Raw genomic sequence first — 23,514 nt, forward strand, 5'->3', positions numbered from 1 at the left:
CGGGGCCCTGTGGGCCAACATCACGTTGGCGACTAGCGGCCACCAGGGCGACCGCGACTGCCTCCCTCGCCGCCCGAGCGGTTTGGTCCGGGGCCTTCGCCGGGGCCACCGTCGCTGCCGACAACCTGCTGTCCGTTCAGGGTGCTGGTGCCGCCGTGGCCGCCATTGCCGCCGGAGCCGCCGACGGCGGAGCTCACCCTGGTGGTGCCGCCGTTGCCGCCCCACCCGCCCTCGCCGCCCCAGCCGCCGTAGCCGTCGGTGCCCAGGCCGCCGGCACCACCTAGGCCGCCGTTGCCACCGTTGCCGGCGAACGTGCCCGCCCCGTCTCCACCGGCGCCGCCGCTGCCGCCGCGCCCGCCGTCGCCGCCGGTGCCGCCGGTGCCGCCGGTGCCGCCGGTGCCGGGACTTGACCAGGGGCCACCGTTACCGGCGTAGCCGCCCGAGCCGCCGCGCCCGCCGTCGCCGCCCGCGCCGCCGGCTCCGTAGACGTTGTCTCCGCCAAGCCCGCCCTTGCCGCCGTGCCCGCCTTGGGCGCCAGCCTGTACTCCGCGGCCGGCGTCGCCGGCGTCGCCGCCAGCCCCGCCCTTGCCGGCGACGCCGTGGGCAGTGTTGGAGGAACCACCGTTGCCGCCGGTACCCCCGCTACCACCAACGCCGGCAGCGGTCTGGCCGTCACCGCCGGTCCCGCCGGTCCCGCCGTGGCCCCCATTGCCGGCGGTGGTTCCGGCGCCGCCGGTGCCGCCGACGCCGCCCTTGCCCCCGTTGCCGCCGTTGAACTGGCCGTTGGCGCCGTTGCCGCCGTGGCCGCCGACCCCGCCGTTTCCACCGACGCCGTTGAGGCCACCAACCCCACCGTTGCCGGCGGCACCGCCGGAACCGCCACTCCCGCCGTAGGTTTCATTGGCGCCGGCGCCACCAATCCCGCCGACGCCGGTGGCACCACCAGTCGCCCCGCGGTTGGACGCATTCTCGCCGCCGATGCCCCCATTGCCGCCATTCCCGCCGGCCCCGCCGTGCCCGTTGGCCAACAACGTGCTGCCGCCGCCGGCGCCACCGTTGCCGCCCGCGCCGCCGGCCGCGCCGTTGGCGTTGATCCCGCCGTTTCCACCGTCGCCGCCGTTGCCGCCGGTACCGCCATTGCCGCCATGGCCACCGACGTTTCCTCTTGGGGTGTATCGGGTGTTGCCGTCGCCCCCTCGGCCCCCGCTACCACCGTCGCCGCCAACCCCGTCATCGCTGGCGGTGCCGCCATCCCCGCCTTTGCCGCCGGTGCCTGCGGTGCCGCCGTTGCCGTTTCCGCCGGCGCCGCCGTTTCCGCCGGTGCCTCCGGTGCTGGCGCCGTGACCGCCGGCGCTGCCGTTTCCGCCGATTCCGCCGTCGACGTCGTTGGCGCCGTTGCCCTCACCGCCGGCGCCGCCGGCGCCTCCTGCGCCTCCTGCGCTGACTCCGGCAGCGCCGTTTCCGCCGTTTCCGCCGGCCCCGCCGGCGACGCCGCCGCCTCCGTTGCCGCCGTTGCCGCCAATGAAACCAGTACCGCCGATACCGCCATTGCCGCCGTTGCGGTTGGCGCCGAGTGCGGCATTGCCGTTGGCGCCCTTGCCGCCGTTACCGCCGTTACCGTCGTTTCCGGTGGCGCCCTGGGCGGCTCCGCTCGATTCATCACCGCTGAGGCCGCCGTAACCGCCCTGATTGCCACTCCCGCCGTGCCCGCCGGCACCACCGTTTCCTTGGCGCCCCAGTGCGGTGTGCAGGCCGTCACCGCCGGTGCCGCCGACACCGCCGGCGCCCGTGGTGCCGTCGTTGAATCCGTTTCCGGCGGTGTGCCCACCACCAACGCCGCCGTGACCACCGTTGCCGCCGAGGCCGCCGCGACCGCCGTCCCCACCGGAATGGCCGTCAACATTGAAGGGACCTAGAGGTGTATCGCCTCGTGAGCCGTCACCGCCGATGCCGCCGGTCCCGCCGATGCCACCTGCCCCGCCGGCGCCACCGTTGCCCTTGATCAGGCCGCCCTCGCCGCCAGCCCCGCCAACCCAGCCGCTACCCCCGAGACCGCCTTGAAACCCTTTGTCGCCCGGGGTGAGCCCGGCGCCGCCCGTGCCGCCCTGGCCGCCCTGGCCACCCGTGCCGCCGGCCCCACCGTGGCCGTAGTCGCCGGCGTTGCCTCCTTTGCCGCCGGCCCCACCGTCACTACCCCTGCCGCCTTCGAGATGGGTCGCGTCGCCGGGGGTACCGGTGGCGCCGTGCCCGCCGTCGCCGCCGCGACCACCATCGCCGATTTTCCCGGCGTCACCGCCGGCGCCTCCGGCGCCCCCGGCAACATTCGGGTCAAACGACGCCGCCCCGGGCGCGCCGGCCCCGCCGTCGCCGAGCAACAATCCACCGCGGCCGCCGGCTCCGCCGGCCATTGTGGCCGCACTCGAGCCAGCCAGACCCGCTCCGCCGGCCCCGCCGGTCCCGATCAACCCCGCATCTCCACTGCGGCCGGCAACGGTGGTGGCCGTGGCCGCCGCCCCCGTCCCGCCATCACCGAACAGCAAGCCACCCGCCTCGCCCGCGCCGCCGTTGACTCCGGCCACCCCCGGTGCGCCATTGCCGATCAAGTCCCGCCCGATTGCTGCCTCGAACGGCGCATTGATCACCGGATCCACCACCTGGCCCAGCGGACTGGTGATCCAGGCCTGGCTCAGCGTATGTGCTGGCTGCACCAACAATGCGTCAGATTCCGCGCCGATCACCGCCTGCACCACCCCCACCGGGCCCTCCCCGGCTTTGGCCGCGGCGGCCGCCGCCTCGTAGGCACCGGACAGCACTGCGGTCGGCCCGGCCGTGGCGTCCCACACCTGCCCCAACGCGGCGGCGCTGGCGGCCTCCGCACTCGCGTAGGCCTTCGCGGCGACGTCAAGGGTCCGCCCGAACCATCCCTGCAGGCCGTCCAGAAACTCCTCGAGCACCACCTCGTACTCCTGCGCGTGATCGGCGAACAACGCAGCGATCCCCACCGACACCTCATCGGCGCCAGCGGCCAACAACCCCATCGTCGGAGCCGCCGCCGCCCTGCTGGCAGTACTCACCGCTGACCCGATGCCAGCCACCTCCGCTGCCGCCGCACTCAACTGCTGCGGAGCCACATTCACAAACGACACAGCGCACCACCCATCGGTCGACAAGGCCTTTGGCCCAACAACATCGCTGACGATAAATGCGCAGGCCAGCGCCGTATTGGCGAATCAAATCCGCCATCAAATGTTGAGAAGGGCCACCCCGGACCACGCTCTCGCGGCCGTCTCAACCCCGCGGTGATGAACAGCAACATTGCTGACCGTCAGACACCGTTCGCGTCTCACGCACGCAAACCGGGGGGGCTCACCCGCGAAAGCCACAACCCGGCCAGCGCCTGCCCAAACCAGGCATGAACCCACGATTTCCGCGCTCGGACAATGGCCACCACAGCGGGCACCGGCCACCCCATGCGGTGAGGCCACGTGCGAGGCTGGGCCGAGCGACCCCGACCGTGGGCAGCGCACCACACCAACCACCGCATGGGAGCCCATATGCAGATGCTGCTGGTCCGGCACGCGCTGCCGCTGCGCAGCGAGCATGGCGAAGGTTCGGATCCGGTCCTGTCCGACACCGGGGTAGCGCAGGTCAGCCGCCTGCCCGAGGCGCTTTCCCGGTTCCCCATCACCCGGGTGATCAGCAGTCCACAGCGCCGTGCCGTCCAGACCGCCGAACCCGTCGCGACCGCGCGCGGCCTGGCCATCGACATCGACGGTCGCTTCGCCGAATACGACCGCGACCTGCCGCACTACATTCCCGTCGAGCAGATCCGCACCGAGAAGCCCCAGGAGTGGGCGCGGATGGCGCAGGGGAAGCTGCCCAGCGCGGTCGATGAGGACGCCTTTCGTGCGCGGGTTCGTGCGGTGGTTGACGACGTGGTGTCCGCGGCTGGCTCCGACGACACGGTCGCGGTGTTCAGCCATGGCGGAGTGATCAACGTGGTGCTGCACGAGATTCTGGGGACCGCGCGGCTCTTGTCGTTTCCTATCGACTACGCCTCGATCACCCGGCTGCTATTCTCGCGGACCGGCCAGGCCACGGTGGCCACGGTGAATTCGACCGAACACGTGTGGGATCTGCTGCCCCGAAACCAGCGGTGGTAGCCCAGCGGCAGCTGCCGCCGACGAATTTCGACGTGCCGACACGCCCGGAGAGCAAATGGATGGTGGGCGGTGGTAAACAAGTTCGGTGACTTCGGTAGACCGACTCGACGGCCTCGACCTGGCCGCGCTGGACGGGTATCTGCGTTCACTCGGTCTGGGGCGAGAGGGTGAGCTACGCGGCGAGCTGATCTCCGGCGGCCGCTCCAATCTGACATTCCGGGTCTACGACGATGCGACGAGTTGGCTGGTGCGGCGGCCACCGTTGCATGGGCTGACGCCTTCGGCGCACGACATGGCTCGTGAATACCGGGTGGTGGCGGCGCTGCAGGACACCCCGGTTCCGGTGGCCCGCGCGATCGCGCTGTGCGAGGACGACACGGTGCTGGGCGCGCCCTTCCAGATTGTGGAGTTCGTGGCCGGGCAGGTGGTGCGCCGGCGGGCCCAGCTCGAAGTGCTGGGTAGCAGGGCGATCGACGGCTGTGTTGACTCACTGATCCGGGTGCTCGTCGACCTGCACAGCATCGATCCGGGCGCCGTTGGGCTTGGCGATTTCGGCAAACCCGACGGCTACCTGCAGCGTCAGGTGCGTCGATGGGGGTCGCAGTGGGACCTGGTGCGGTTGCCTGACGACCGCCGTGACGGCGACGTCGCGCGACTGCATTCGGCTCTGCAGCAAGCTATTCCGACGTAGAGTCGCACGTCGATCGTGCACGGCGACTACCGGATCGACAACACCATCTTGGACGCCGATGACCCGACGCGGGTTCGCGCGGTGGTCGATTGGGAACTTTCGACGCTGGGGGATCCGCTCAGCGACGCGGCGCTGATGTGCGTGTATCGCGACCCCGCACTGGACCTGATCGTCAACACCCAGGCCGCCTGGACGTCCCCATTGCTACCGACGGCCGACGAGTTGGCCGACCGGTATTCGCTGGTTTCCGGGATGTCGCTGGGGCATTGGGAGTTCTACATGGCGTTGGCCTACTTCAAACTCGCCATCATCGCCGCCGGTATCGACTTCCGCAGACGCATGTCCGAGCTGGCCGATGGGAAAACCGATGCCTCCGATGAGGCCCCCGAGGTCGTTTCGCCGTTGATCTCTCGTGGCCTGGCGGAGATCAGCAAGCCGATCTCCTAGCCTCAGATCGAATGTCTGCCGGGGTTTTCCGGGGTGCGAGCCCGATTGGCGTGCGCGGCCGGTCAACGCCCGGGGTTGGTGGCCCGCAGTGCCTGCGCGTGACTCTTTTTCGCCTCGCGGCGCAGCTGCAGAATCCGCGCGGTGCCGACCGCGACGGTCAGCAAACCGCCCCCCACGGCCGCCAGCAGTATCGCCACGCCCAGGGGCAGGCTCCAATGCCAGCCGAAGAAGGCGAAAGCCGTCGAGGCGGTGTTTTGGGCGATGAAGATCAGCAAGACGATCAGCACCAGGAAGCCGGTGATCAGTGAGGACCACAACGCGGCCGCCCGGGTGAACTTGATCGGGGGTTCCCCCGAACTCGGAGCGGGCTTTGGCGCCGGCGTCGAGGGCGCTTTGGTCTGGGGTGGGGGACCAGCTGGGCCAGATTGGTTGCTGCTCATACCGTCATGTTTACCCTTTTTCCGCGGTGAAGGTAATTAAATCTCCGCTGGCAACTTTGCTGCGCTTTCACGTCTGCGCGGCAACACACCATTGCGGACGATAGTGTCGGGTGCAGGGGGACGCTGCGGCGCATGTGCCGCGCAACACTCGCCGCAGCGCTGTGCGTTGTGATGGTGTGTTCGGTCGCGGCCTGTGGCAGTTCGGACCCGTTCGGGACCACCAGCTGTGACATCAACTCGATCGTGGTCGGGTCTGGCGACTTCTCGGAATCGCAGATTGTCGCCGAACTCTATGCACAGGCGTTGCGGGCAAATGGCTTCGAGGTCGGAATGCGGTTGGGAATCGGCAGCCGCGAAACCTACATCCCGGCGCTCAAGGACCATTCCATCGATCTGGTTCCGGAGTACATCGGAAACCTCTTGCTGTACTTCGATCCACACGCCACCGTGACCCTGCTGGACGCCGTCGAACTGGAGCTCTACCGGCGGCTGCCCGGCGATCTGTCGGTTCTCACGCCGTCGCCGGCTTCGGATACCGACACGGTCACCGTCACCAGTGCGACCGCCGGCAAGTGGAACCTGAAGACGATCGCGGACCTGGCCCCGCATTCCGCGAATCTGCGGTTCGCGGCGCCCTCGGCGTTCCAGAACAGGCCGTCCGGATTGCGTGGGCTGCGCGAGAAATACGGGCTCGACATCTCACCTCAGAATTTCGTGACGATCAACGACGGCGGCGGCGCGGTAACAGTGCGCGCGTTGCTGGACGGAACGGTCGACGCCGCCGACATTTTCAGCACGTCACCGGCGATCCGGCAGAACCACCTGGTGGTGCTCGTCGATCCGGAGCACAACTTTCGGGCCGGCAACATTGTGCCGCTGCTCAATTCGCAGAAGAAGTCCGATCGCATCAAAGACGTCCTGGATGCGATGTCCGCGAAGTTGACCACCGAAGGCGTGGCTGAGCTCAACGCTTCGGTATCGGGCAACGGTGGCATCGACCCTAATGAGGCCGCACGGAAATGGCTGCACGACAACGGCTTCGATCATCCGATCCGGCCCTAGAGACCAACTGGGAAACGCATTGATCAGGTTTGGCAATGTCGACAAGGTGTACGCCGACGGCACCACCGCCGTGGACCAACTGAGCCTCGAGGTCGCCGACGGCATGCTGACCGTTTTCGTCGGCCCATCGGGCTGTGGCAAGACGACGGCGCTGCGCATGATCAATCGCATGGTCGAGCCGAGTTCGGGCGCCGTCACCGTCAACGGCACCGACGTCTCCACGGTGAACCCGGTGAAGGCTCGCCTCGGAATCGGCTACGTCATCCAAAACGCGGGGCTGATGCCCCATCAGCGGGTGATCGACAATGTCGCGACGGTGCCGGTGTTGAAGGGGCAGTCCCGCCGGGCCGCCCGCAAAGCCGCCTACGAAGTACTCGAACGGGTAGGTCTGAACCCCAAGGTGGCCAGCCGTTATCCGGCCCAACTCTCCGGTGGCGAACAACAGCGGGTCGGGCTGGCGCGGGCGCTGGCGGCTGACCCGCCGATCCTGTTGATGGACGAGGCCTTCTCTGCTGTCGACCCGGTGGTACGCCATGACCTGCAGAACGAAATCCTGCGTCTGCAAAGCGATCTACACAAGACCATCGTTTTCGTCACGCACGACATCGACGAGGCGTTCAAACTCGGTGAGGTTGTGGCGGTGTTCGCGCCGGGCGGTCGGTTGCAGCAATGTGACCAGCCCGCCCGACTGCTGGCCCGCCCGGCCAATGAGTTCGTGTCGAAATTCATTGGTTTGGGCCGTGGCTACCGGTTGCTGCAACTCTTCGATGGGGTGGGGATCGAGCTAGATGACCTCGAGCGGATCTGTGTGAGCAGTCTGGGGCGCTCGCAACCGCCCGATGGCTGGGCGCTGGTGGTCAGCGACGATGACGTCCCGGTGGGCTGGATTGACGCCGACGGATTGCGCCGCCATCGCGATGGTGCGACCTTGCCGGACGCCATGACCGTGGTCGGGGCGGTGTTCCGGCCCTACGGCAACCTTAGCCAGGCGCTGGATGCCGCGCTGTCGTAGCCGTCATCCATGGGTGTGGCCGTCGACGACGGCGGCAAGGTCATCGGTGGAGTGCTGGCCGATGACGTGCTGTCCGCGTTGAAAAGCCGGCGATAAGGCCCGGGTATGCATTACTTGATGACCCACCTCGGCACCGCCTGGGCGCTGACCATGGTCCATCTGCGGCTGTCGTTGATTCCGGTGCTGATCGGTACGGCGATCGCGATCCCGCTGGGCTTGTTCGTGCAGCACGCACCGACGCTTCGTCGGTTGACGACGGCAACCGCCAGCGTGGTCTTCACCATCCCGTCGCTCGCGCTGTTCGTGGTGTTGCCGCTGATCATCAAGACGCGGATCCTGCAAGAGGCGAACGTGATCATCGCGCTGTCGGCCTACACCACCGCCCTGCTGGTGCGTGCGGTGCTGGAGGCCCTGGATGCGGTGCCCGCGCAGGTCCGGGATGCCGCCGTGGCGGTCGGCTATTCGCCGATTGCGCGAATGCTGAAAGTCGAACTGCCGCTGTCAATTCCGGTGCTGGTATCCGGCCTGCGGGTGGTCGTCGTGACCAATATCGCGATGGTTTCGGTGGGGGCGGTGATCGGCATCGGCGGTCTGGGCACCTGGTTCACCGCGGGTTACCTGATGGACAAGAGTGACCAGATCGTGGCCGGCATCATCGTGATGTTTGTCCTGGCCATTCTGATCGACATGGTGCTCAACGTGGCCGGCAGGTTGGCCACGCCGTGGGAGCGCAGCTCGCGTGGCCGGCGTCGGTTCAGATCTCCGATCGTGGGTGGGGCTCGATGAACTTCCTGCAACAGGCGCTGTCCTACTTGTCCACCGCCGCAAATTGGACCGGATCGGCCGGCCTGGCCCACCGCACCGCCGAGCACCTGGAATACACCGCGCTGGCCGTGACGGCGTCGGCACTGGTTGCCATACCGATTGGGTTGATCATCGGCCACACCGGCCGTGGTCAGTTGCTGGTGGTGAGCGCGGTCAACGGGCTGCGCGCCTTGCCGACGCTGGGCGTGTTGCTGCTCGGTGTGCTGTTGTTCGGGCTGGGTCTGGGGCCGCCGATAGTCGCGCTGATGCTGTTGGGCATGCCGCCGCTACTTGCCGGCACCTACGCGGGCATCGCCAGCGTCGACCCGCTGCTGGTCGATGCCGCCCGTGCGATGGGGATGACCGAGGCCCAGGTGGTGTTGCGCGTCGAGATGCCCAACGCCCTGCCACTGATACTCGGCGGGTTGCGCAGCGCGACGCTGCAGGTGGTTGCCACCGCGATGGTGGCTGCCTACGCCAGCCTGGGCGGGCTGGGCCGCTACCTGATCGATGGGATCAAGGAACGTCAGTTCCATATCGCCTTGGTCGGTGCGCTGATGGTGGCGGCGCTGGCGCTGTCTTTGGACGGGCTGCTGGCGTTGGCGGGATGGGCGTCGGTGCCCGGTACCGGCCGCGTGAGCAGGTTCTGGCACCAGCCAGATGACCGAATTGACGTTGCAGTTAGTCCCAATTCCGCCGCGGTTGGTTCACACGTCCTACGGTAGAGATGTGAACTCAGTTTCCTCTGATCCGGCTCGGTGCCTCTGGACGGCTATGTTGACGTGGCGTGCTCAAGACGTCTCGCGCATGGAATCGGTACGAATTCAGGTGTCCGGCAAGCGGATCAGGGCAAATGGCCGCATTGTGGCGGCCGCTACCGCCAGCAATCCCGCATTCGGCGCTTTCTACGATCTGCAGACCGACGAGACCGGCGCCACCAAGCGGTTCGGACTGACCGTCACGCTGGCCGAGCGGGAACGTCAGCTCGCGATCGCCCGGGACGAAGAGAACATGTGGTTGGTCACCGACCACCAGGGTGAGAGCCGAGCGGGGTACAACGGAGCGCTGGACATCGACCTGGTGTTCAGCTCGTTCTTCAACGCGCTGCCGATCCGGCGCCTCGGAATCCACGAGCGTGCGGAGATGATCACCTTGCCGATGGTCTACGTCAACGTGCCGGAGATGAGTGTCGACGCGGCCACCGTGAGCTACAGCAGTGAGGGCCGCCTGGATGGCATCAAGTTGCGCTCCCCGGTCGCCGATACCACCGTGACCGTCGACGATGAAGGTTTCATCCTGGACTATCCAGGCTTGGCAGAGCGGATTTGATCACGCCGCCCGCCCGGCCGGCCGCCGCCAGTCGTTCGCGCCAGCGCGGCTCGCCGATCGTCACCGTGGAGATGTCGGAGCGCGGGAAGCTCTCGTAGCGGGTGCGCGCGGCGTTGCCCGCGTCGACCAGGTCGGCCACCGAGCCATTGCAGGCCAACGAATCGCGTGCGCGGTTGAGCAATTCGATGATTCGGTCCGCAGCCGGCACCAACTGTCCGGTGTTGGCCTCGCACATCGCCCGAACCAGGTCGGGAGCGGTGCCGGCAACGCGGGTGGCGTCCCGGAACGAACCCGCGGCGAGAGCAAAAGCCAGGGGGACTTCGGCGGCGGTGACCGCCAGTGCCTCGGCGAGCAGGTGGGGCAGATGTGAGATCGCCGCCGCGGCCGCGTCGTGCTCGTCGGACTTGGCCGGCACGACCACCGCTCCGCAGTCCAGCGCCAGCTGCATCACCATCGACCACACCACGGGATCCACGTGGTCGTCGACGCTGACGACCCAGGGTGCCCGCGTGAATAGGGCGCCGTGACCAGCCCCCCAACCGGAGTGTGCGGTGCCGGTCATCGGGTGACCGCCGACGAAGCGCTCGCGCAGACCGGCCTCGGTGACTTCCTCCAAGACGGCGGTCTTGACGCTGGTCACGTCGGTCAGCGGGCAGTTAGGGGCCAACTCGCGGATGTGGGTCAGCATGCTCGGCAACGCCGGCATAGGAACGGCCAGCACAATCAATGCGGTGGTGTCGGCGGCCCGGGCCAGTGTTTCGGCGAGATCGGTGGTGGCCTCAAATCCGTCCGACTGGGCGCCGTTGGCGCCTTCCACCGACCGGTTGTAGCCGAAGACCACACGATCTGCTGCAGCGGTGGCCCGCATGATGGAACCACCGATCAAGCCCAGCCCGAGTACACACACGGGTGTCGTCTGCACAGTCCCAAGGTTGGCACACTTGTATTGCTTGTGCGTGTCCGCCGCCGCGCTTGCCCAGCGGCGCTGGTCAAGGGTCATCTGGTCACAAACCTGGCCAGCGACTACCGTAAGCGCCCATGGGAGCACAACGGGCCGCAGCGAAAGGCCCGTCCGCGGAAACGCCGGACGGTTTCGGCGTTGCCGTGGTTCGTGAAGAAGGCAAATGGCGTTGCGCCGCGATGAGTCCGAAGGCCTTGGCCACGCTGTCGGAGGCCGAAACCGAGCTGCGGGAATTGCGCAGCTCGGGAGCTGTCTTCGGGCTCCTGGACATCGATGACGAGTTCTTTGTCATCCTGCGTCCGGCGCCTTCAGGGACACGGCTGCTGTTGTCGGACGCCACCGCGGCACTTGACTACGACATCGCGGCTGAAGTCCTAGACAGCCTGGACTCTGAAATAGATCCCGAGGACCTCGAGGATGCCGACCCGTTCGAGGAAGGCGATTTGGGCCTGCTGGCAGATATCGGCCTGCCCGAGGCCGTGCTGGGGGTCATCCTCGACGAGACTGACCTCTACGCCGACGAACAACTCGGCCGCATCGCCCGGGAAATGGGCTTCGCGGAGCAGCTGTCGGCGATCATCGACCGCCTCGGTCGGTGATCGCGGACGAAGATCTGGTCCGCGCCGCCCTGGCGGCAGCAGCGACGGCCGGTCCGCGCGACGTACCCATCGGTGCGGTGGTGATCTCCGCTGACGGGACCGAACTCGCCCGCGCGGTAAACGCCCGCGAGGAACTCGGCGATCCGACCGCCCACGCCGAGATCCTGGCGTTGCGGGCGGCGGCGCGAGTGCTCGGGGATGGGTGGCGGCTCGAAGGCGCCACGCTGGCGGTAACGGTCGAACCGTGCACCATGTGTGCGGGTGCTCTGGTGCTGGCGCGGGTGGCTCGTTTGGTGTTCGGTGCGTGGGAACCCAAGACTGGCGCGGTCGGTTCCTTGTGGGATGTGGTGCGCGATCGTCGGCTTAATCACCGCCCGCAAGTGCGCGGTGGTGTCCTCGCGCAGGAGTGCGCTGCGCCCCTGGAAGAGTTCTTCGGCCGCCAGCGATTGGGGTGACGGGCCATCGGTTCGGTAAGCTGCTCGGCGGTGGCGTGTCCGAGCGGCCTAAGGAGCACGCCTCGAAAGCGTGTGACGGCTAAAACCGTCCGAGGGTTCAAATCCCTCCGCCACCGCCAAGCGATGAGTCGACCCGTGGGTGACACCACGGGTCGCGTCATCGGCTACAGATTCCCCGGCCGTCGGCCGGGGTTTTTGTTCTTGGCGTGGATTGGCGCGCAATCTTCGACGAGCGGACCAAGGCCGGGCAGCATCACAGCCCCGTGGCCATCGTGGTCGCGCGAACGGTGACGCACCGGGTCGACCATAGAACTCTCCAGCCACTGCTCCCTCCAGTGGCGGGTGTCGCGTCCCTTCAACGTGTGGTCTCGGCCTAGAGCCGTTTTGAGGCGGCGCCTTCCCGTTCGAGACATTGGTTTCACGTACTAGACAGATTTGTTTCAAATAACCTGTGTGGCAATATATTTCGCCACATCGCTACTTACGATACGCGGGAATCGGCACTGGAGCCGATGGGTGACGAGCGGTTTTGCCCATTTTTCCGATGGTGCCCGCCTATCGCAGAGGAGTGGTGTGATGTCGTTTGTTTCGGTGGGTCCGGGTCTGTTGGAGGCGGCTGCTCGGGATTTGGCGGGTCTGGGTGCGGGGCTTCGGGAGGCCAATCTGGCGGCGGCCGGTGCCACGGTGGGGGTGTTGCCGGCTGCCGGTGATGAGGTGTCGGCCGCGATTGCGGAATTGTTTGGTGGTTTCGGTCGGGAGTACCAGGCGATGGGTGCTCGGGTGGCGTTGCTCCACGACGACTTCGTGCGGGCGCTGACCGCGGGCGGGAGCGCCTATGGGCAGGCCGAGGCGCTGAATATGTGGCCGTTGCAGGAGCTCGAGCAGCAGGCCCTGGGGGTGGTCAATGCGCCGAGTATGGCGTTGTTCGGCCGTCCGTTGATCGGTAATGGAGTTGATGGGGTCGCGGGCACTGGGCAGGCCGGTGGGGCCGGCGGGATCTTGTGGGGCAACGGCGGAAATGGTGGGTCGGGGGCGGCCGGAGCCAACGGTGGAGCCGGTGGTTCCGCGGGTCTTATCGGCACCGGTGGCGTGGGTGGTGCCGGTGGCGTCGGTGCTGCGGGTATGACCGGCGGGTCTGGTGGGGCCGGGGGCAGTGGTGGCTGGTTGTGGGGTGCGGGTGGCTCCGGTGGTGTGGGTGGTGCTGGGGGCGTGGGTGCCGGCGCCGGTGGCATCGGCGGGCATGGTGGTGCTGGTGGCGCCGGGGGTGTGGCGCGTTCGTTGTTGTTTGGCACCGGCGGAGCCGGCGGTGCGGGCGGGGTCGGTGGTGGTGGGGCAGCTGGCGTCGACAGCGGTACTCCAGGAGGCACGGGAGGTATTGGCGGTGTCGGTGGCGCGGGTGGTGCTGGTGGTGTCGGGGGTGCGAGCCGATCGTTGTTGTTCGGCGCCGGCGGGGTCGGTGGCGAGGGCGCTTCGGGCGGGCTAGGCGGCGGCGGAGGTGCCGGGGCCAGCGGTGTGGGCTTCGATATGGCGGGCGGTGCTGGTGGCGATGGCGGCGCCGGTGGTGCCGCCGGTGCCGGGGGTTCCGGAGGCTCCGGTGGATGGCTGTGGGGTAACGCCGGGCAGACCGCGGCTGCCGGTGTTGGCGGTGCTGGTGGCGCTGGTGGTGCGGGTGGCGCCGGTGACCAGGGTGTGTCTGGTGTTGCGCCGGGTGAGGCGGGTGCGGTTGGTTTTGCCGGTGGCGCTGGGGGCGCTGGCGGTGCGGGCGGTAACGGTGTTGGCGGTGGCGTGAACGGCAGTGGCGGCGCTGGTGGTGCTGGCGGCGTTGGTGGTGGCGGTGGCGCGGGGGCTAGTGGTGTGGGTGCGGGTGTGGCCGGCGGTGACGGCGGGACCGGGGGTGCTGGGGGTGCGGCCGGTGTGGGTGGCGCGGCCGGTACCGGTGGCGTCGGCGGTGCTGCGGGTGTGGCCGGTACCGGTGGTGATGGTGGTGCCGGGGGTAGTGGTGGCGCTAGTGATCAGGGTGCGGCCGGGGTGAATCCGGGTGAGGCGGGCACGGTTGGTTTTGCCGGTGGCGCTGGTGGTGCTGGTGGTGCCGGGGGTGACTCCGGTGCCGGTGGCGTGAACGGCAGTGGCGGTGTTGGTGGTGCTGGCGGCGCTGGTGGTGCCGGTGGCGCGGGGGCTAGTGGTGTGGGTGCGGGTGTGGCCGGCGGTGACGGCGGGACCGGGGGTGCTGGGGGTGCGGCCGGCGTGGGTGGCGCGGCCGGTACCGGTGGCGTCGGCGGTGCTGCGGGTGTGGCCGGTACCGGTGGTGATGGCGGTGATGGTGGCGCCGGCGACCACGGTGGCGTAGGCGTCAACCCGGGTGACTCGGGTACGGCCGGGTGGGCTGGTGGTGCTGGTGGTGCCGGCGGAGCCGGCGGCAGCGCCGCGTTCAACGGCGTCAACGGTGCTGGTGGTGCTGGCGGCAACGGTGGTGCCGGTGGCGGCGGCGGTGCCGGGGCCAGTGGTATCGGCGCCGGTGTGGCCGGCGGTGACGGCGGAACCGGCGGTACTGGTGGCGCCGCCGGAACTGGTGGCGCGGCGGGAGCCGGCGGCACCGGAGGCGCTGCGGGTGCGGCGGTAGCGCTGGTGATGGTGGCGCCGGGGGTGCTGGTGGCGCTGGTGACGACGGCAGCGCAGGAGTGGTCTCGGGCGACCCGGGCACGGCCGGGAAGGCCGGAGGTGCCGGTGGAGCTGGTGGCGTCGGCGGCAATGGTGTTGCGGGCGGAGTCAACGGCAGCGGCGGTGCTGGCGGTGTAGGCGGCGCAGGCGGCACGGGTGGTGCCGGGGCCAGCGGCGTCCCCGCTAGCGTGGACGGCGGCGACGGCGGCGCAGGTGGTGCCGGTGGTGCGGCCGGTTCCGGTGGTGCGGCCGGCACGGGTGGCAGCGGTGGCAGTGCGGGTAACACGGGTGCCGGCGGTGCCGGCGGCGATGGCGGCGTCGGGGGCGCCGGCGGCAATGCCGAAGGACCGGGCCTGTTCGGTTACGACGGCGGCATGGGCGGGGCTGGCGGTGCTGGCGGCAGCGCCGGGTCTACTGGCGTCAACGGAGACGGCGGTGCCGGTGGCGCGGGCGGTGTTGGCGGCCTCGGTGGCGATAGTGCGGCTACGGCCGGTGGTGGTGGAGCCGGCGGCGATGGCGGCGCTGGTGGTGCCGCGGGCGCCGGTGCGGGTATCGCGGGTTCAGCTGGTGACGGCGGGCACGCCGGTGCGGGCGGTGCCGGCGGTGCAGGCCTAAGCGGCGGATTCAACACCGGTGCTGCCGGTGGTATCGGTGGCGCAGGTGGTGCCGGGGGAACCGGCGGTGACTCCGGTGGCGTCGGTGGTGTTAACGGTGACGGCGGTGCCGGCGGCATAGGCGGCCACGGCGGCGACGGCGGCTCCAGTACGAGCACACCCGGTGTGGGTGGGGCCGGTGGGTCCGGCAGCGACGGCGGGTCGGCAGGTATTGGGGTTGGTGTCGCCGGTAACGGTGGTGACGCCGGCGCTGGTGGGGCCGGTGGGTCCGGCGGCGCGGGCATTGACGGAAGCGCCGCGACCGGCGCCCACGGCGGCGCGGGAGGTTCCGGCGGCGTTGGGGGACTAGCCACCAACAGCGCGGGTGTCCGCGGTGACGGCGGGGCTGGCGGGGCCGGCGGCAATGGCGGGGCCGGCGCGAACGGCACCGCCAGCCCGGGTGTCCCTGGCCCCGGGGCTGGCGGCGACGCCGGGGCCGGCGGGAATGGAGGCGCCGGTGGGGGCAGCGGCGCACGTAACGGTGACGGCGGTGACGGCGGAGTGGGTGGCCGCGGCGGCGATGGCCATATCCACCCGAGCGGTTTCCGTATCAACGGCGGCGATGGCGGGGCTGGCGGCGCCGCAGGACTTGCCGGCGTCAATGGCGCTAGTGCCGCTGGCGATGCCCGCCACGGCGGCGATGGCGGGGCCGGCGGGAACGGCAGTGTCGGCGAGTCGGGAGCAGATGGCGTGGGGGCAGGAGCTACCGGCGGTTTCGGCTCCCAAGGTGGCGATGGCGGTAAGGGTGGTGCCGGTGGGGCCGGCGTGAATGGAGTTGGTGGCGGCGACGGTGGCAAGGGCGGCACCGATGGTGCCGGCGGGGCCGGCGGAGCGGGTAACGATGGCATCATCCCGTCGAATGGCGGCCTCGGCGGCAACGGCGGCTCGGGCGGTCTGGGCGGGGCAGGTGGTGCCGGTACCGACGGCGGAGCGTCGGGCGCCACTGGCACCTACGGCACCGGAGGCGCAGGAGGGGCCGGAGGCGCCGGAGGAAACGCCACCGGCGGCGCGAGCGAGGGCGGCGGCCTCGGTGGCAACGGTGGCAACGGTGGTCAAGCATTCGGGGATGGTGTCGGCGGCGCCGGTGGTATCGGCGGCAAGGGTGGCAATGCCGCTATCGGCACCATCGTCATAGATGGTGGAGTTGGCGGGGCGGGCGGTTCCGGCGGCTTGGGAGGTGCCACCGAGGACGGGGTAGGTGGTGTCGGAGGCGCCGGCGGGGCCGGCGGCAATGGTGGTCGGGGCGACATGTTGTTCACGGTCGGCGGCAGTGGCGGCACCGGCGGTGACGGCGGCGGCGGCGGTAGCGCTAGCGGAAGCGGCACTGGTGGCTCCGGCGGTACCGGTGGCGTTGGAGGGATAGGCGGCGATGGCAAACTAGGCGGCTTCGGCGGCGACGGCGGCGACGGTGGTGACGGCGGGTTCGGTGTCATCGGCGGCCAAGGCGGCGGCGGTGGGTTCGGAGGCCTCGGCGGGACGGGCGCGGGTGGCGCGCCTTCCGATAACGGGATCAACGGTGAACCAGGCAACCCGGGCTGAGCGATGCCACACCCAACCATTCCCGGTCCGGCGTTAGAAGATGGCCTGCAGGACAAGCGAATAACTGGGATCTCGCCGAGCCGGGCCCGTTTTACCCGCTGATCAACAACGGAAGCGAGATCGCTCCCGCTCCTCCGGTCACCACAATTACCCAACGGCCGTCGGCGGGCAGGCTCACCTCAACGTTGAAGATGGCGAACCCGACCTCGGCGGTGGTTGCGGCGTCGGGCAGCTCGAATCCCATCAGCAGGGGTTCGTCATCGGTAGGAGGTCTGATCTCGACTTCGATCCGCTGGTGGGGGTCGTCGGTTTCGGTCTGGGTCAACACCACCAGCAGAAACCGTGCTGCCCGGTCGGTGTCGACCCAGTATCGGTACAAAACGCCGCCGGATACGTTGAGCTTGTTATCCACCGCAGCGGCCGCTTCGGCTAGAAAAGCCCCCACTATCACTCCCCGAACCTACAGCCTTGGTCACGGCACGCTCGGCGGGGCTCGGAGCGCCCCGCGGCTATTGCTGAGGCTGGGGTGCGCCGCCATAACCAAGCTGCGACGCGGTGTAGCGTGCGGCATCGGTGACCGGCACCGCCTGCACCGCAGTGCCGTACGCGCAGATCTCGGTCCATACGTCACCGAGCTCGGTGGTGTCGAAGCGCATCCCGATAATCGCGTTGCCGCCCTTGTTGCGGGCCTCGGTCATCAGCCGGGCCATCGCCTCATTGCGGCTCTCTGCCAGGTTCTTGGTCATGCCCTGCAACTCGCCGCCGAACATCGATTTGAATCCGGCGCCTATCTGGGAGAAGGCATTTCGGGAACGAACGGTCAGTCCGAAGACTTCGCCGCACACCCGCTGGATTTCCCAACCGGGAATGTCATTGGTCGTGACAACGAGCACCGGGCCACCTTTCTGCGGACGTTCGATACGACGTGATTGCGCTGCAAACTACCGCTGCGTGGGCGGGGCGCCTAGCGCAGCTTGCGGCCGTAGCTGTCGGCAACGTTGCCGGTGAAGATCATGATCGCGTCAACGATTCCCCACAGCACCGCGGCAATGAGAAACGGAAAGCCGATGAGGCAGAAAACGGTGAAGGCCAGGCCGCCGAGTCAGAGGCACAACTGAGCCGTGGCAACGGAATTCGAGCCGACGTAGAACCGGCCGATCCCGGCGAAACCGAAAAACAGCTGCAGCAGTCCGACGGTGGCGGCCGACTTATCGGAAAGGGGCACACCGCTGATCGGATCGCGTCCAAAGGGCGCCTGCGGATCTGGCGCCTGGGCGAAATTGGGGTACGGGTACGACGGGTTGCCGGGGTATGGCTGTGGCTGGCCCCCGGGTTGAGCCGGATACCCCCATGACGGTGGGAACTGGGGATTGGGGCCCGGCTGGCCGTAAGGCTGCCCGACCCAGGGGGGGGCTCGTCGGAGGAACCTCCGGGTTGATTCGGTGTCGCCATCGGCTAGCACTACCCCCTCGTAATCTCGCCTCCCCACGCTACCCCGGCCCCAGCCGGTGTCGCTTGACGAAACGGCCACACCCGCGGCTACCGTCTTTGGAGTATCTCGAAGTCGAAGTGGGGATCCGGTGGAACCTTCCAGCACTGACATCGCTGACATCGACTTTGACGATCTGACGAGGCCCGTGCTGACCGACGTCCAGCGCCAGGTTCTGCAGTTCATCGAGTCCAGACACGTCGAATTCGACATCGCGGCACTGCTCGCCGAAGCTGTGGACCAGGCCGGGGTCGGCGACGACCTTGGCGACACCGACGGCTTCGGAAACCGCTTGAGGGCCCATGTGGCAGCGATCGAAGGCGACCAAGGTCTCACCCAGCTCACCCGCTCGTCCTTGCGGCAGCGAGTGGTTCGGCTGCTGCGCAACCGCCTCTCATTGACCGACCTCATCCGCCGATACCCCGAGATCGAATCGATCCGGATCGAAAAACCGTTCGTCGTGGTGGGCATGCCGAGGTCGGGCACCACCCATCTGGTGAACCTGCTCGCTGCCGATCCGCGCCGGCGTGCGCTGCCGTACTGGGAGAGTCAAGACCCGATCCCGGCCCGAGGCCAAGGCCCCGACATCTTCGGCGTCGACCCGCGCTACACCAGGGCCAAAACCGAGCATGATGCATTGATGGCCACCGCTCCGGTGGTGGCCGCCATGCATGACCGGTTTCCCGAAGCGATCGAGGAGGAAGTGGAGCTCCTCGACCTGGACCTGGCCTCCTATGTCGTGGAATGGCATGCGCGGGTGCCCGATTGGCGCGACTACTATCTGGGGCTCGACCAACGCCGCCATTACGCCTACCTGAAGAAGGTGCTGCAGGCGCTGACGTTTCTGCGCGGCCCGCAAACCTGGGTCCTCAAGAGCCCGCAGCATTGCGAGCAGCTGGGCCCGTTGATGGCGACCTTTCCCGACGCCACGGTGGCTTTCACGCACCGTGATCCGGTGGCGGTGATCCAGTCGACCATCACCATGATGGCCTACACTGACCGGCTGCGCCGCACCAGCATCGACGCCGGCTGGCTGCTGGACTACTGGAGCGACCGCGTGTATCCACTGCTGTGGGCCTGCGTGCGTGACCGTGACATTGTGCCGCCCGACCGCAGCATCGACATCGGCTTCCATCAGCTCAACGGCAACGAAATGGCGCTACTGGACGAGCTTTACCGGTGCAGCGGCGTCGCGATAACCCCGAAGGTTCGCGGACTGTTTCAGCAGTATCTGGACGGCAATCCGCGCGGCAAGCACGGTCGGGTGCGCTACCACCTGCAACGTCATTTCGGCAGCTCGGCCGAGCAACTTCGGGAACGGTTCGACTTCTATTTCGACAGGTTTGATGTCCGCCCCGAGTGAAGGAGACGACCGCGATGTTCGAACCGGTCTACCGCAGCAGGCCGGGCGCCGATGCGATGCGCCCGGCGGCCGCTGAGCGGGCTGAGCAGATCGCGCCAGGCTTGTGGTGTTCACCGGGACTGTCGAACTCCTACTTGCTGACCACCGCTGACGGTCGGGTGGTGGTCAACACAGGGATGGGATTTGAGGGCCCGGTGCACCGCGCGAATTTCGATGCCGTGGACTGCTCGCCGGTGCGCTACATCATCTTGACCCAGGGCCACGTGGACCACGTCGGTGGCCTGGACAGCGTGCGCGACCCGGGACAAAGGTTGTCGCACAAGCGAACTGGACCCTCTGGCGCGACGACAACGAGCGCCTCATCCCGTATCGGGCCAGCCGCAGTGCCTTCGCCTTCAAAGACACGCTGAGCGCCGGCATCCAGGCGATCCAGCGACGTCTCGGTACCACCCGCCTGGCCGGCCAGAGCGTGCCCAACGTCGATCTTGATTTCGCGGACACGCTCGTCCTGGAAGTCGGCGGCCGACGGATGGAGCTGGTGTCGGTACCGGGGGGGGGAGAAACGACCGACTCGTTGGTGGTCTGGCTGCCGGAGGAACGAATATGTCTGTGCGGAAATACCTTTGGTCCGCTATTCGGCCACATCCCCAACCTCGTCACCATGCGTGGCGACCGGTACCGCGACGCGCTGGCTGCCATCGCCTCGATCGAGCGGGTGCGCGCGCTGCGCCCCGAAATTCTGGTGACCGGTCATTTTGACCCGATGACCGGCGCCGAGCTCATCTATTGCGAGCTCACCCGACTGCGCGACGCCATCACATACGTCCACGATCAGACCGTCGCCGGGATGAACGCCGGCAAGAATGTGGAAACCCTGATGCGCGAGATCGTGCTCCCCGCCGAATACGACGTCGGCCAGGGATATGGGACGGTGGCCTGGGACGTGCGGGCGATCTGGGAGAACTACTCGGGCTGGTTCCACCATCGCTGGATAACCGAGCTGTATCCGGTGGGATTCGACGCTGTCGCCGCCGATGTGGTGGACCTGGCGGGCGCGGATGCGATTGTGGATCGAGCCCGCGCTCATCTGGTCTCCGGCCGCCCGGTGCAAGCGATCCACCTTGCCGAGCTGATCGAGCGGGACCACCCGGGCGCCCGTGAGGTACTCAGACAAGCCCACGAAAACCTGCTCGCCTGCAGTACCAACTTCTGGGAAAGCGCATGGCTAGAGCGTCAGATAGCGAGCCACTCATGACGGCGCGGGTGAGCTTCGATTTCACTGGGACTGCGGCCCTGATCACCGGCGGTACCAGCGGGATCGGACATGGGATCGCGATGCTGTTCCGGGACGCGGGGGCCCAGGTCACCGTCACCGGAACCAAGCCGGGGTCCGCGGACTACGACACCGACTTGTCCGGCATGACTTACCGGCAACTGCAGCTCACCGACCCGGATTCGATAGCCCAGCTGACACAGCACTTCGACCGGCTGGATGTCCTGGTCAACAACGCCGGCGCGAATTTCCCTGGGGGACTTGATGAATCGAAGCCGGATGGTTTTGACGCTTCGGTACAGCTCAATCTGACCGGTCCGTACCGGCTGACCATGGGTCTCTACCGCTCGCTGAAGGCATCGACCGCGGTGGGAGGCGCCAGCGTGGTCAACATGGCATCGATGTCGGCATTGCGCGCGGTCACCTTGGTCCCCGGCTACGGAGCCGCCAAGGCGGGAATCATCTGTGTCACCAGAAACCTGGCGGTCAAGTGGGCGGCCAAGGGCATCCGGGTAAATGCCGTGGCGCCGGGCACGATCGATACCCCGATGACCGCGCCGATGCATCTCGCGACCGAGCTGGTGGATGCGGAGCTTGCTCATATTCCGGTGCGCCGCTTCGGATCAGTCGGCGACATCGCACCCACGGTGGCGTTCCTGTGCACCGAACACAGCAGCTACACCAACGGGGCGGTGTTCGTTGTCGACGGCGCCTCGGATTGCGTCTGAGGCGACGCTGCAGGGCAACGGCTATGCCCCGGAAGTCACCGCCGATGTCCCGAGCCCGCTTCCCGATCGGACCGCGTTTCTGGCGCTCACAGACCCCGATGGGCGGCCGGGGAGGGTACTGACGGGGGCCTAGAAGCCCAACTGTTGGGGCATCTCGGTGACCAGCACCGGAAGCGTGACCGACCCGGTGTCGGAGCTGGCCACGAGTTCCCAGCGGCCGTCGATGGGAAGGCGCAGCTGGATCTCGAAGAAGGCGAAGCCCGGAAACTCGGCCACGGCGGCCTCCGGAACCTCGAATTGCAGCCGGGTGGCTTCGGCATCCGCGGGAGGCCGTGCCTCGACAGTGAGCTGCCGATCCGTGCTGCCCGGGTTCGACTGGGTCAGCACTACCAGGACAAACCGGGCCAGACGATCAGGCCCGACCGCGAAACGGGACAGCACGCCGCCCGACACGTTGAGTTTGTTGTCTACCGCGGCAGCGGCGTCCGCGAGAAAGGCACCGGTAAGTATCACGCGGCTGAACCTACCGCGAAGTAAATTTGCCAGCAAACCCGAGGGGGGTATGGCCCTGGGGCGGCTTTGGTACAGCGTGCGTCGCACCTTCGTCGTGTGAAACCTCGGCCCGACAAACGTCAGTAGCGGGCCGCGCATCATCGGATGCTCGAAAGACGGGCCCGGCGGCGTCGGTGGGGGCGGGCAATGCCGGCCGGTTCGGGAGCCGCCTCGCGGCGATTCCCGGGGGTGCGATGAGCGCTGCGGCGCGGTTTGCGAGCGCACGCATCTGTCCTGCCCGCCCAGTCGTCGGGAGGGGCCTCCGAACGAGCCGAGTCGCGAAATATGCGGTGGCATAACGGCTACCGGCGTTGCCCCGGGCTCAACATCGGGAATCTAACGCCATGGTAAAAGTCTTGACGAATATAACTATGGCCAATTACTACTGTCGCTATAGACATTGGTCGTGGTGTCGCTCACACGGTCACGGTCCATCCGGGACTGGTGTGCGCTCATCCGGCCGTTGCGGTCATCGGGCCCAAGTCCGCGCAACTAAGGAGGACCAGATGCAGTCGATGTCGATCTATCCGGTCGCCGCCGATATTGGTGCGCAGTTGGCCGAAGGCGTCTTTCGGGGTCTGCAGGCCGACGCGACGGCGGCCACTTCCATAACTTCAGTGCGGCCGGCTGGGGCCGACGAGGTTTCCACCCAGGCGATGCTGGCGTTCACTAAACACGCCGGACAAATGCTTGCCCTCAATCAGGCGGCGCAGGAAGAGCTCAGGAGGGCCGGCGAGGCCGTCAACGCGATCGCGCGGATGTACACCGACACCGACGTGGCGGTGGCCAGAAACCTGATCGACGTCGGATGGCGTTCGGGATCGGCGTTGGCGAACGTCTGATCGTGTGGCTGGGTATCCCCGCCGCTTCAGCCAATTTCGCGCCTGAACGAGCGATACTGGGCAGGTGGCTGATCGCAACGTGCTGGGTAATCCGTTGGAGCAGTGTGGGACTAAGCCGCCCACCGGGTTCTATCGTGACGGCTGCTGTGCTACCGGGCCCGAGGACGTTGGCCGGCATACGATCTGCGCGGTGGTGACCGCCGAGTTCCTCGAACATCAGCGTTCGATCGGCAACGACCTGTCCACCCCGGTGCCGGAGTACCGCTTTCCCGGACTGCTGCCAGGCGACCGCTGGTGCGTCGTCGCGGTGAATTGGCTGCGTGCCCACTATGACGGCTGCGCCGCGCCGGTGGTGCTGGCATCCACCAACGAGCGGGCACTGGAAGTGGTGCCACTCGAGGTGCTGCAAGAACACGCCGTCGATGTACCCGATGACCTGGCCAACTTGTAGTGG

Annotated in this window: 20 protein-coding genes, 1 tRNA gene and 3 pseudogenes; 17 read left to right on the plus strand and 7 right to left on the minus strand. The window is 68.0% G+C overall.

Features of this window, described 5'->3' with window-relative positions; genetic code table 11:
- Positions 1 to 32 precede the first annotated feature (32 nt).
- A complete protein-coding gene (locus SHTP_RS25195; protein ID WP_096372661.1) occupies positions 33 to 3,146 on the minus strand; it encodes a PE family protein in 3,114 nt (1,037 codons plus the stop codon).
- Between the two features lie 408 nt (positions 3,147 to 3,554).
- Here SHTP_RS25195 and SHTP_RS25200 point away from each other — a divergent pair, with 408 nt between their 5' ends.
- Positions 3,555 to 4,163: a histidine phosphatase family protein gene (locus tag SHTP_RS25200; protein WP_096372133.1), complete on the plus strand. Its 609-nt coding sequence runs from the start codon at positions 3,555 to 3,557 to the stop codon at positions 4,161 to 4,163.
- An 85-nt stretch (positions 4,164 to 4,248) separates the two neighbouring features.
- A pseudogene (locus SHTP_RS25205) lies at positions 4,249 to 5,301 on the plus strand (phosphotransferase family protein).
- A 62-nt stretch (positions 5,302 to 5,363) separates the two neighbouring features.
- On the opposite strand, the gene SHTP_RS25210 reads toward SHTP_RS25205, so the two are convergent.
- On the minus strand, positions 5,364 to 5,741 hold the full coding sequence (locus SHTP_RS25210; protein WP_197706207.1) for a LapA family protein: 378 nt from the start codon (positions 5,739 to 5,741) through the stop codon (positions 5,364 to 5,366).
- 132 nt (positions 5,742 to 5,873) lie between these two features.
- On the opposite strand from SHTP_RS25210, the gene SHTP_RS25215 reads away from it, so the two are divergent.
- The 5 genes and pseudogenes from SHTP_RS25215 (at position 5,874) to SHTP_RS25235 (ending at position 9,948) form a co-directional block, all read left to right on the plus strand.
- On the plus strand, positions 5,874 to 6,803 hold the full coding sequence (locus SHTP_RS25215) for an ABC transporter substrate-binding protein (protein ID WP_096372134.1): 930 nt from the start codon (positions 5,874 to 5,876) through the stop codon (positions 6,801 to 6,803).
- 19 nt (positions 6,804 to 6,822) lie between these two features.
- Positions 6,823 to 7,911 (plus strand): annotated as a pseudogene (locus SHTP_RS25220) (ABC transporter ATP-binding protein).
- 9 nt (positions 7,912 to 7,920) lie between these two features.
- A complete protein-coding gene (locus SHTP_RS25225; protein ID WP_096372135.1) occupies positions 7,921 to 8,601 on the plus strand; it encodes an ABC transporter permease in 681 nt (226 codons plus the stop codon).
- Entirely contained in the window at positions 8,598 to 9,344 is a 747-nt protein-coding gene (locus SHTP_RS25230; RefSeq protein ID WP_096372136.1) for an ABC transporter permease, read from the plus strand. The genes SHTP_RS25225 and SHTP_RS25230 overlap by 4 nt, the downstream gene beginning before the upstream one ends.
- Before the next feature lie 4 nt (positions 9,345 to 9,348).
- Entirely contained in the window at positions 9,349 to 9,948 is a 600-nt protein-coding gene (locus SHTP_RS25235; protein ID WP_096372137.1) for a putative glycolipid-binding domain-containing protein, read from the plus strand.
- Here SHTP_RS25235 and SHTP_RS25240 read toward each other — a convergent pair.
- Positions 9,911 to 10,855, minus strand: coding sequence for a prephenate dehydrogenase (locus tag SHTP_RS25240; RefSeq protein ID WP_051045895.1), 945 nt, complete (start codon positions 10,853 to 10,855; stop codon positions 9,911 to 9,913). The two genes, SHTP_RS25235 and SHTP_RS25240, sit on opposite strands and share 38 nt — an antisense overlap.
- A gap of 131 nt (positions 10,856 to 10,986) precedes the next feature.
- On the opposite strand from SHTP_RS25240, the gene SHTP_RS25245 reads away from it, so the two are divergent.
- The 5 genes from SHTP_RS25245 to SHTP_RS30580 all read left to right on the plus strand — a co-directional run bounded on the left by SHTP_RS25245 (position 10,987) and on the right by SHTP_RS30580 (position 16,813).
- The gene (locus SHTP_RS25245) at positions 10,987 to 11,508 is read left to right on the plus strand and encodes a tRNA adenosine deaminase-associated protein (protein WP_011741974.1); all 522 of its coding nucleotides are present in this window, start codon (positions 10,987 to 10,989) and stop codon (positions 11,506 to 11,508) included.
- Entirely contained in the window at positions 11,505 to 11,963 is a 459-nt protein-coding gene (locus SHTP_RS25250; RefSeq protein WP_012396801.1) for a nucleoside deaminase, read from the plus strand. Before SHTP_RS25245 ends, SHTP_RS25250 begins: the two co-directional genes overlap by 4 nt.
- A gap of 29 nt (positions 11,964 to 11,992) precedes the next feature.
- A tRNA-Ser gene (locus tag SHTP_RS25255) sits at positions 11,993 to 12,082 on the plus strand.
- 457 nt (positions 12,083 to 12,539) lie between these two features.
- Positions 12,540 to 14,759, plus strand: coding sequence for a PE family protein (locus tag SHTP_RS30575; protein WP_420866636.1), 2,220 nt, complete (start codon positions 12,540 to 12,542; stop codon positions 14,757 to 14,759).
- Positions 14,642 to 16,813: a hypothetical protein gene (locus SHTP_RS30580; protein ID WP_420866637.1), complete on the plus strand. Its 2,172-nt coding sequence runs from the start codon at positions 14,642 to 14,644 to the stop codon at positions 16,811 to 16,813. The genes SHTP_RS30575 and SHTP_RS30580 overlap by 118 nt, the downstream gene beginning before the upstream one ends.
- Positions 16,814 to 16,904: 91 nt before the next feature.
- Here SHTP_RS30580 and SHTP_RS25265 read toward each other — a convergent pair whose 3' ends face one another.
- The 3 genes from SHTP_RS25265 to SHTP_RS25275 form a co-directional block, all read right to left on the minus strand.
- On the minus strand, positions 16,905 to 17,264 hold the full coding sequence (locus tag SHTP_RS25265; RefSeq protein WP_172900605.1) for a hypothetical protein: 360 nt from the start codon (positions 17,262 to 17,264) through the stop codon (positions 16,905 to 16,907).
- Between the two features lie 58 nt (positions 17,265 to 17,322).
- Positions 17,323 to 17,706: a YbjQ family protein gene (locus tag SHTP_RS25270; protein WP_020726924.1), complete on the minus strand. Its 384-nt coding sequence runs from the start codon at positions 17,704 to 17,706 to the stop codon at positions 17,323 to 17,325.
- A 209-nt stretch (positions 17,707 to 17,915) separates the two neighbouring features.
- A complete protein-coding gene (locus SHTP_RS25275; RefSeq protein WP_338101595.1) occupies positions 17,916 to 18,488 on the minus strand; it encodes an NINE protein in 573 nt (190 codons plus the stop codon).
- Between SHTP_RS25275 and SHTP_RS25280 the strand changes: the two genes are divergently transcribed.
- From SHTP_RS25280 to SHTP_RS25290, 3 genes and pseudogenes are all read left to right on the plus strand, one after another.
- Positions 18,394 to 19,665 (plus strand): sulfotransferase family protein, encoded by a 1,272-nt coding sequence (locus SHTP_RS25280; protein WP_096372139.1) that lies wholly within the window; start codon positions 18,394 to 18,396, stop codon positions 19,663 to 19,665. The two genes, SHTP_RS25275 and SHTP_RS25280, sit on opposite strands and share 95 nt — an antisense overlap.
- Before the next feature lie 14 nt (positions 19,666 to 19,679).
- Positions 19,680 to 20,920 (plus strand): annotated as a pseudogene (locus SHTP_RS25285) (MBL fold metallo-hydrolase).
- On the plus strand, positions 20,917 to 21,666 hold the full coding sequence (locus SHTP_RS25290; protein ID WP_012396794.1) for an SDR family NAD(P)-dependent oxidoreductase: 750 nt from the start codon (positions 20,917 to 20,919) through the stop codon (positions 21,664 to 21,666). Before SHTP_RS25285 ends, SHTP_RS25290 begins: the two are co-directional and overlap by 4 nt.
- Positions 21,667 to 21,795: 129 nt before the next feature.
- Here SHTP_RS25290 and SHTP_RS25295 read toward each other — a convergent pair whose 3' ends face one another.
- Positions 21,796 to 22,179 carry a hypothetical protein gene (locus tag SHTP_RS25295; protein ID WP_012396793.1) on the minus strand — a complete coding sequence of 128 codons (384 nt, stop codon included), beginning with the start codon at positions 22,177 to 22,179 and terminating at the stop codon, positions 21,796 to 21,798.
- 545 nt (positions 22,180 to 22,724) lie between these two features.
- Between SHTP_RS25295 and SHTP_RS25300 the strand changes: the two genes are divergently transcribed.
- Complete coding sequence (locus tag SHTP_RS25300; protein ID WP_096372140.1) at positions 22,725 to 23,060, plus strand: PE family protein; 336 nt, start codon at positions 22,725 to 22,727, stop codon at positions 23,058 to 23,060.
- Between the two features lie 64 nt (positions 23,061 to 23,124).
- Complete coding sequence (locus tag SHTP_RS25305; RefSeq protein ID WP_096372141.1) at positions 23,125 to 23,511, plus strand: DUF2237 family protein; 387 nt, start codon at positions 23,125 to 23,127, stop codon at positions 23,509 to 23,511.
- Positions 23,512 to 23,514: the final 3 nt, after the last annotated feature.

It is taken from the genome of Mycobacterium ulcerans subsp. shinshuense (assembly GCF_002355775.1).
Classification (GTDB): Bacteria; Actinomycetota; Actinomycetes; order Mycobacteriales; family Mycobacteriaceae; genus Mycobacterium; species Mycobacterium marinum.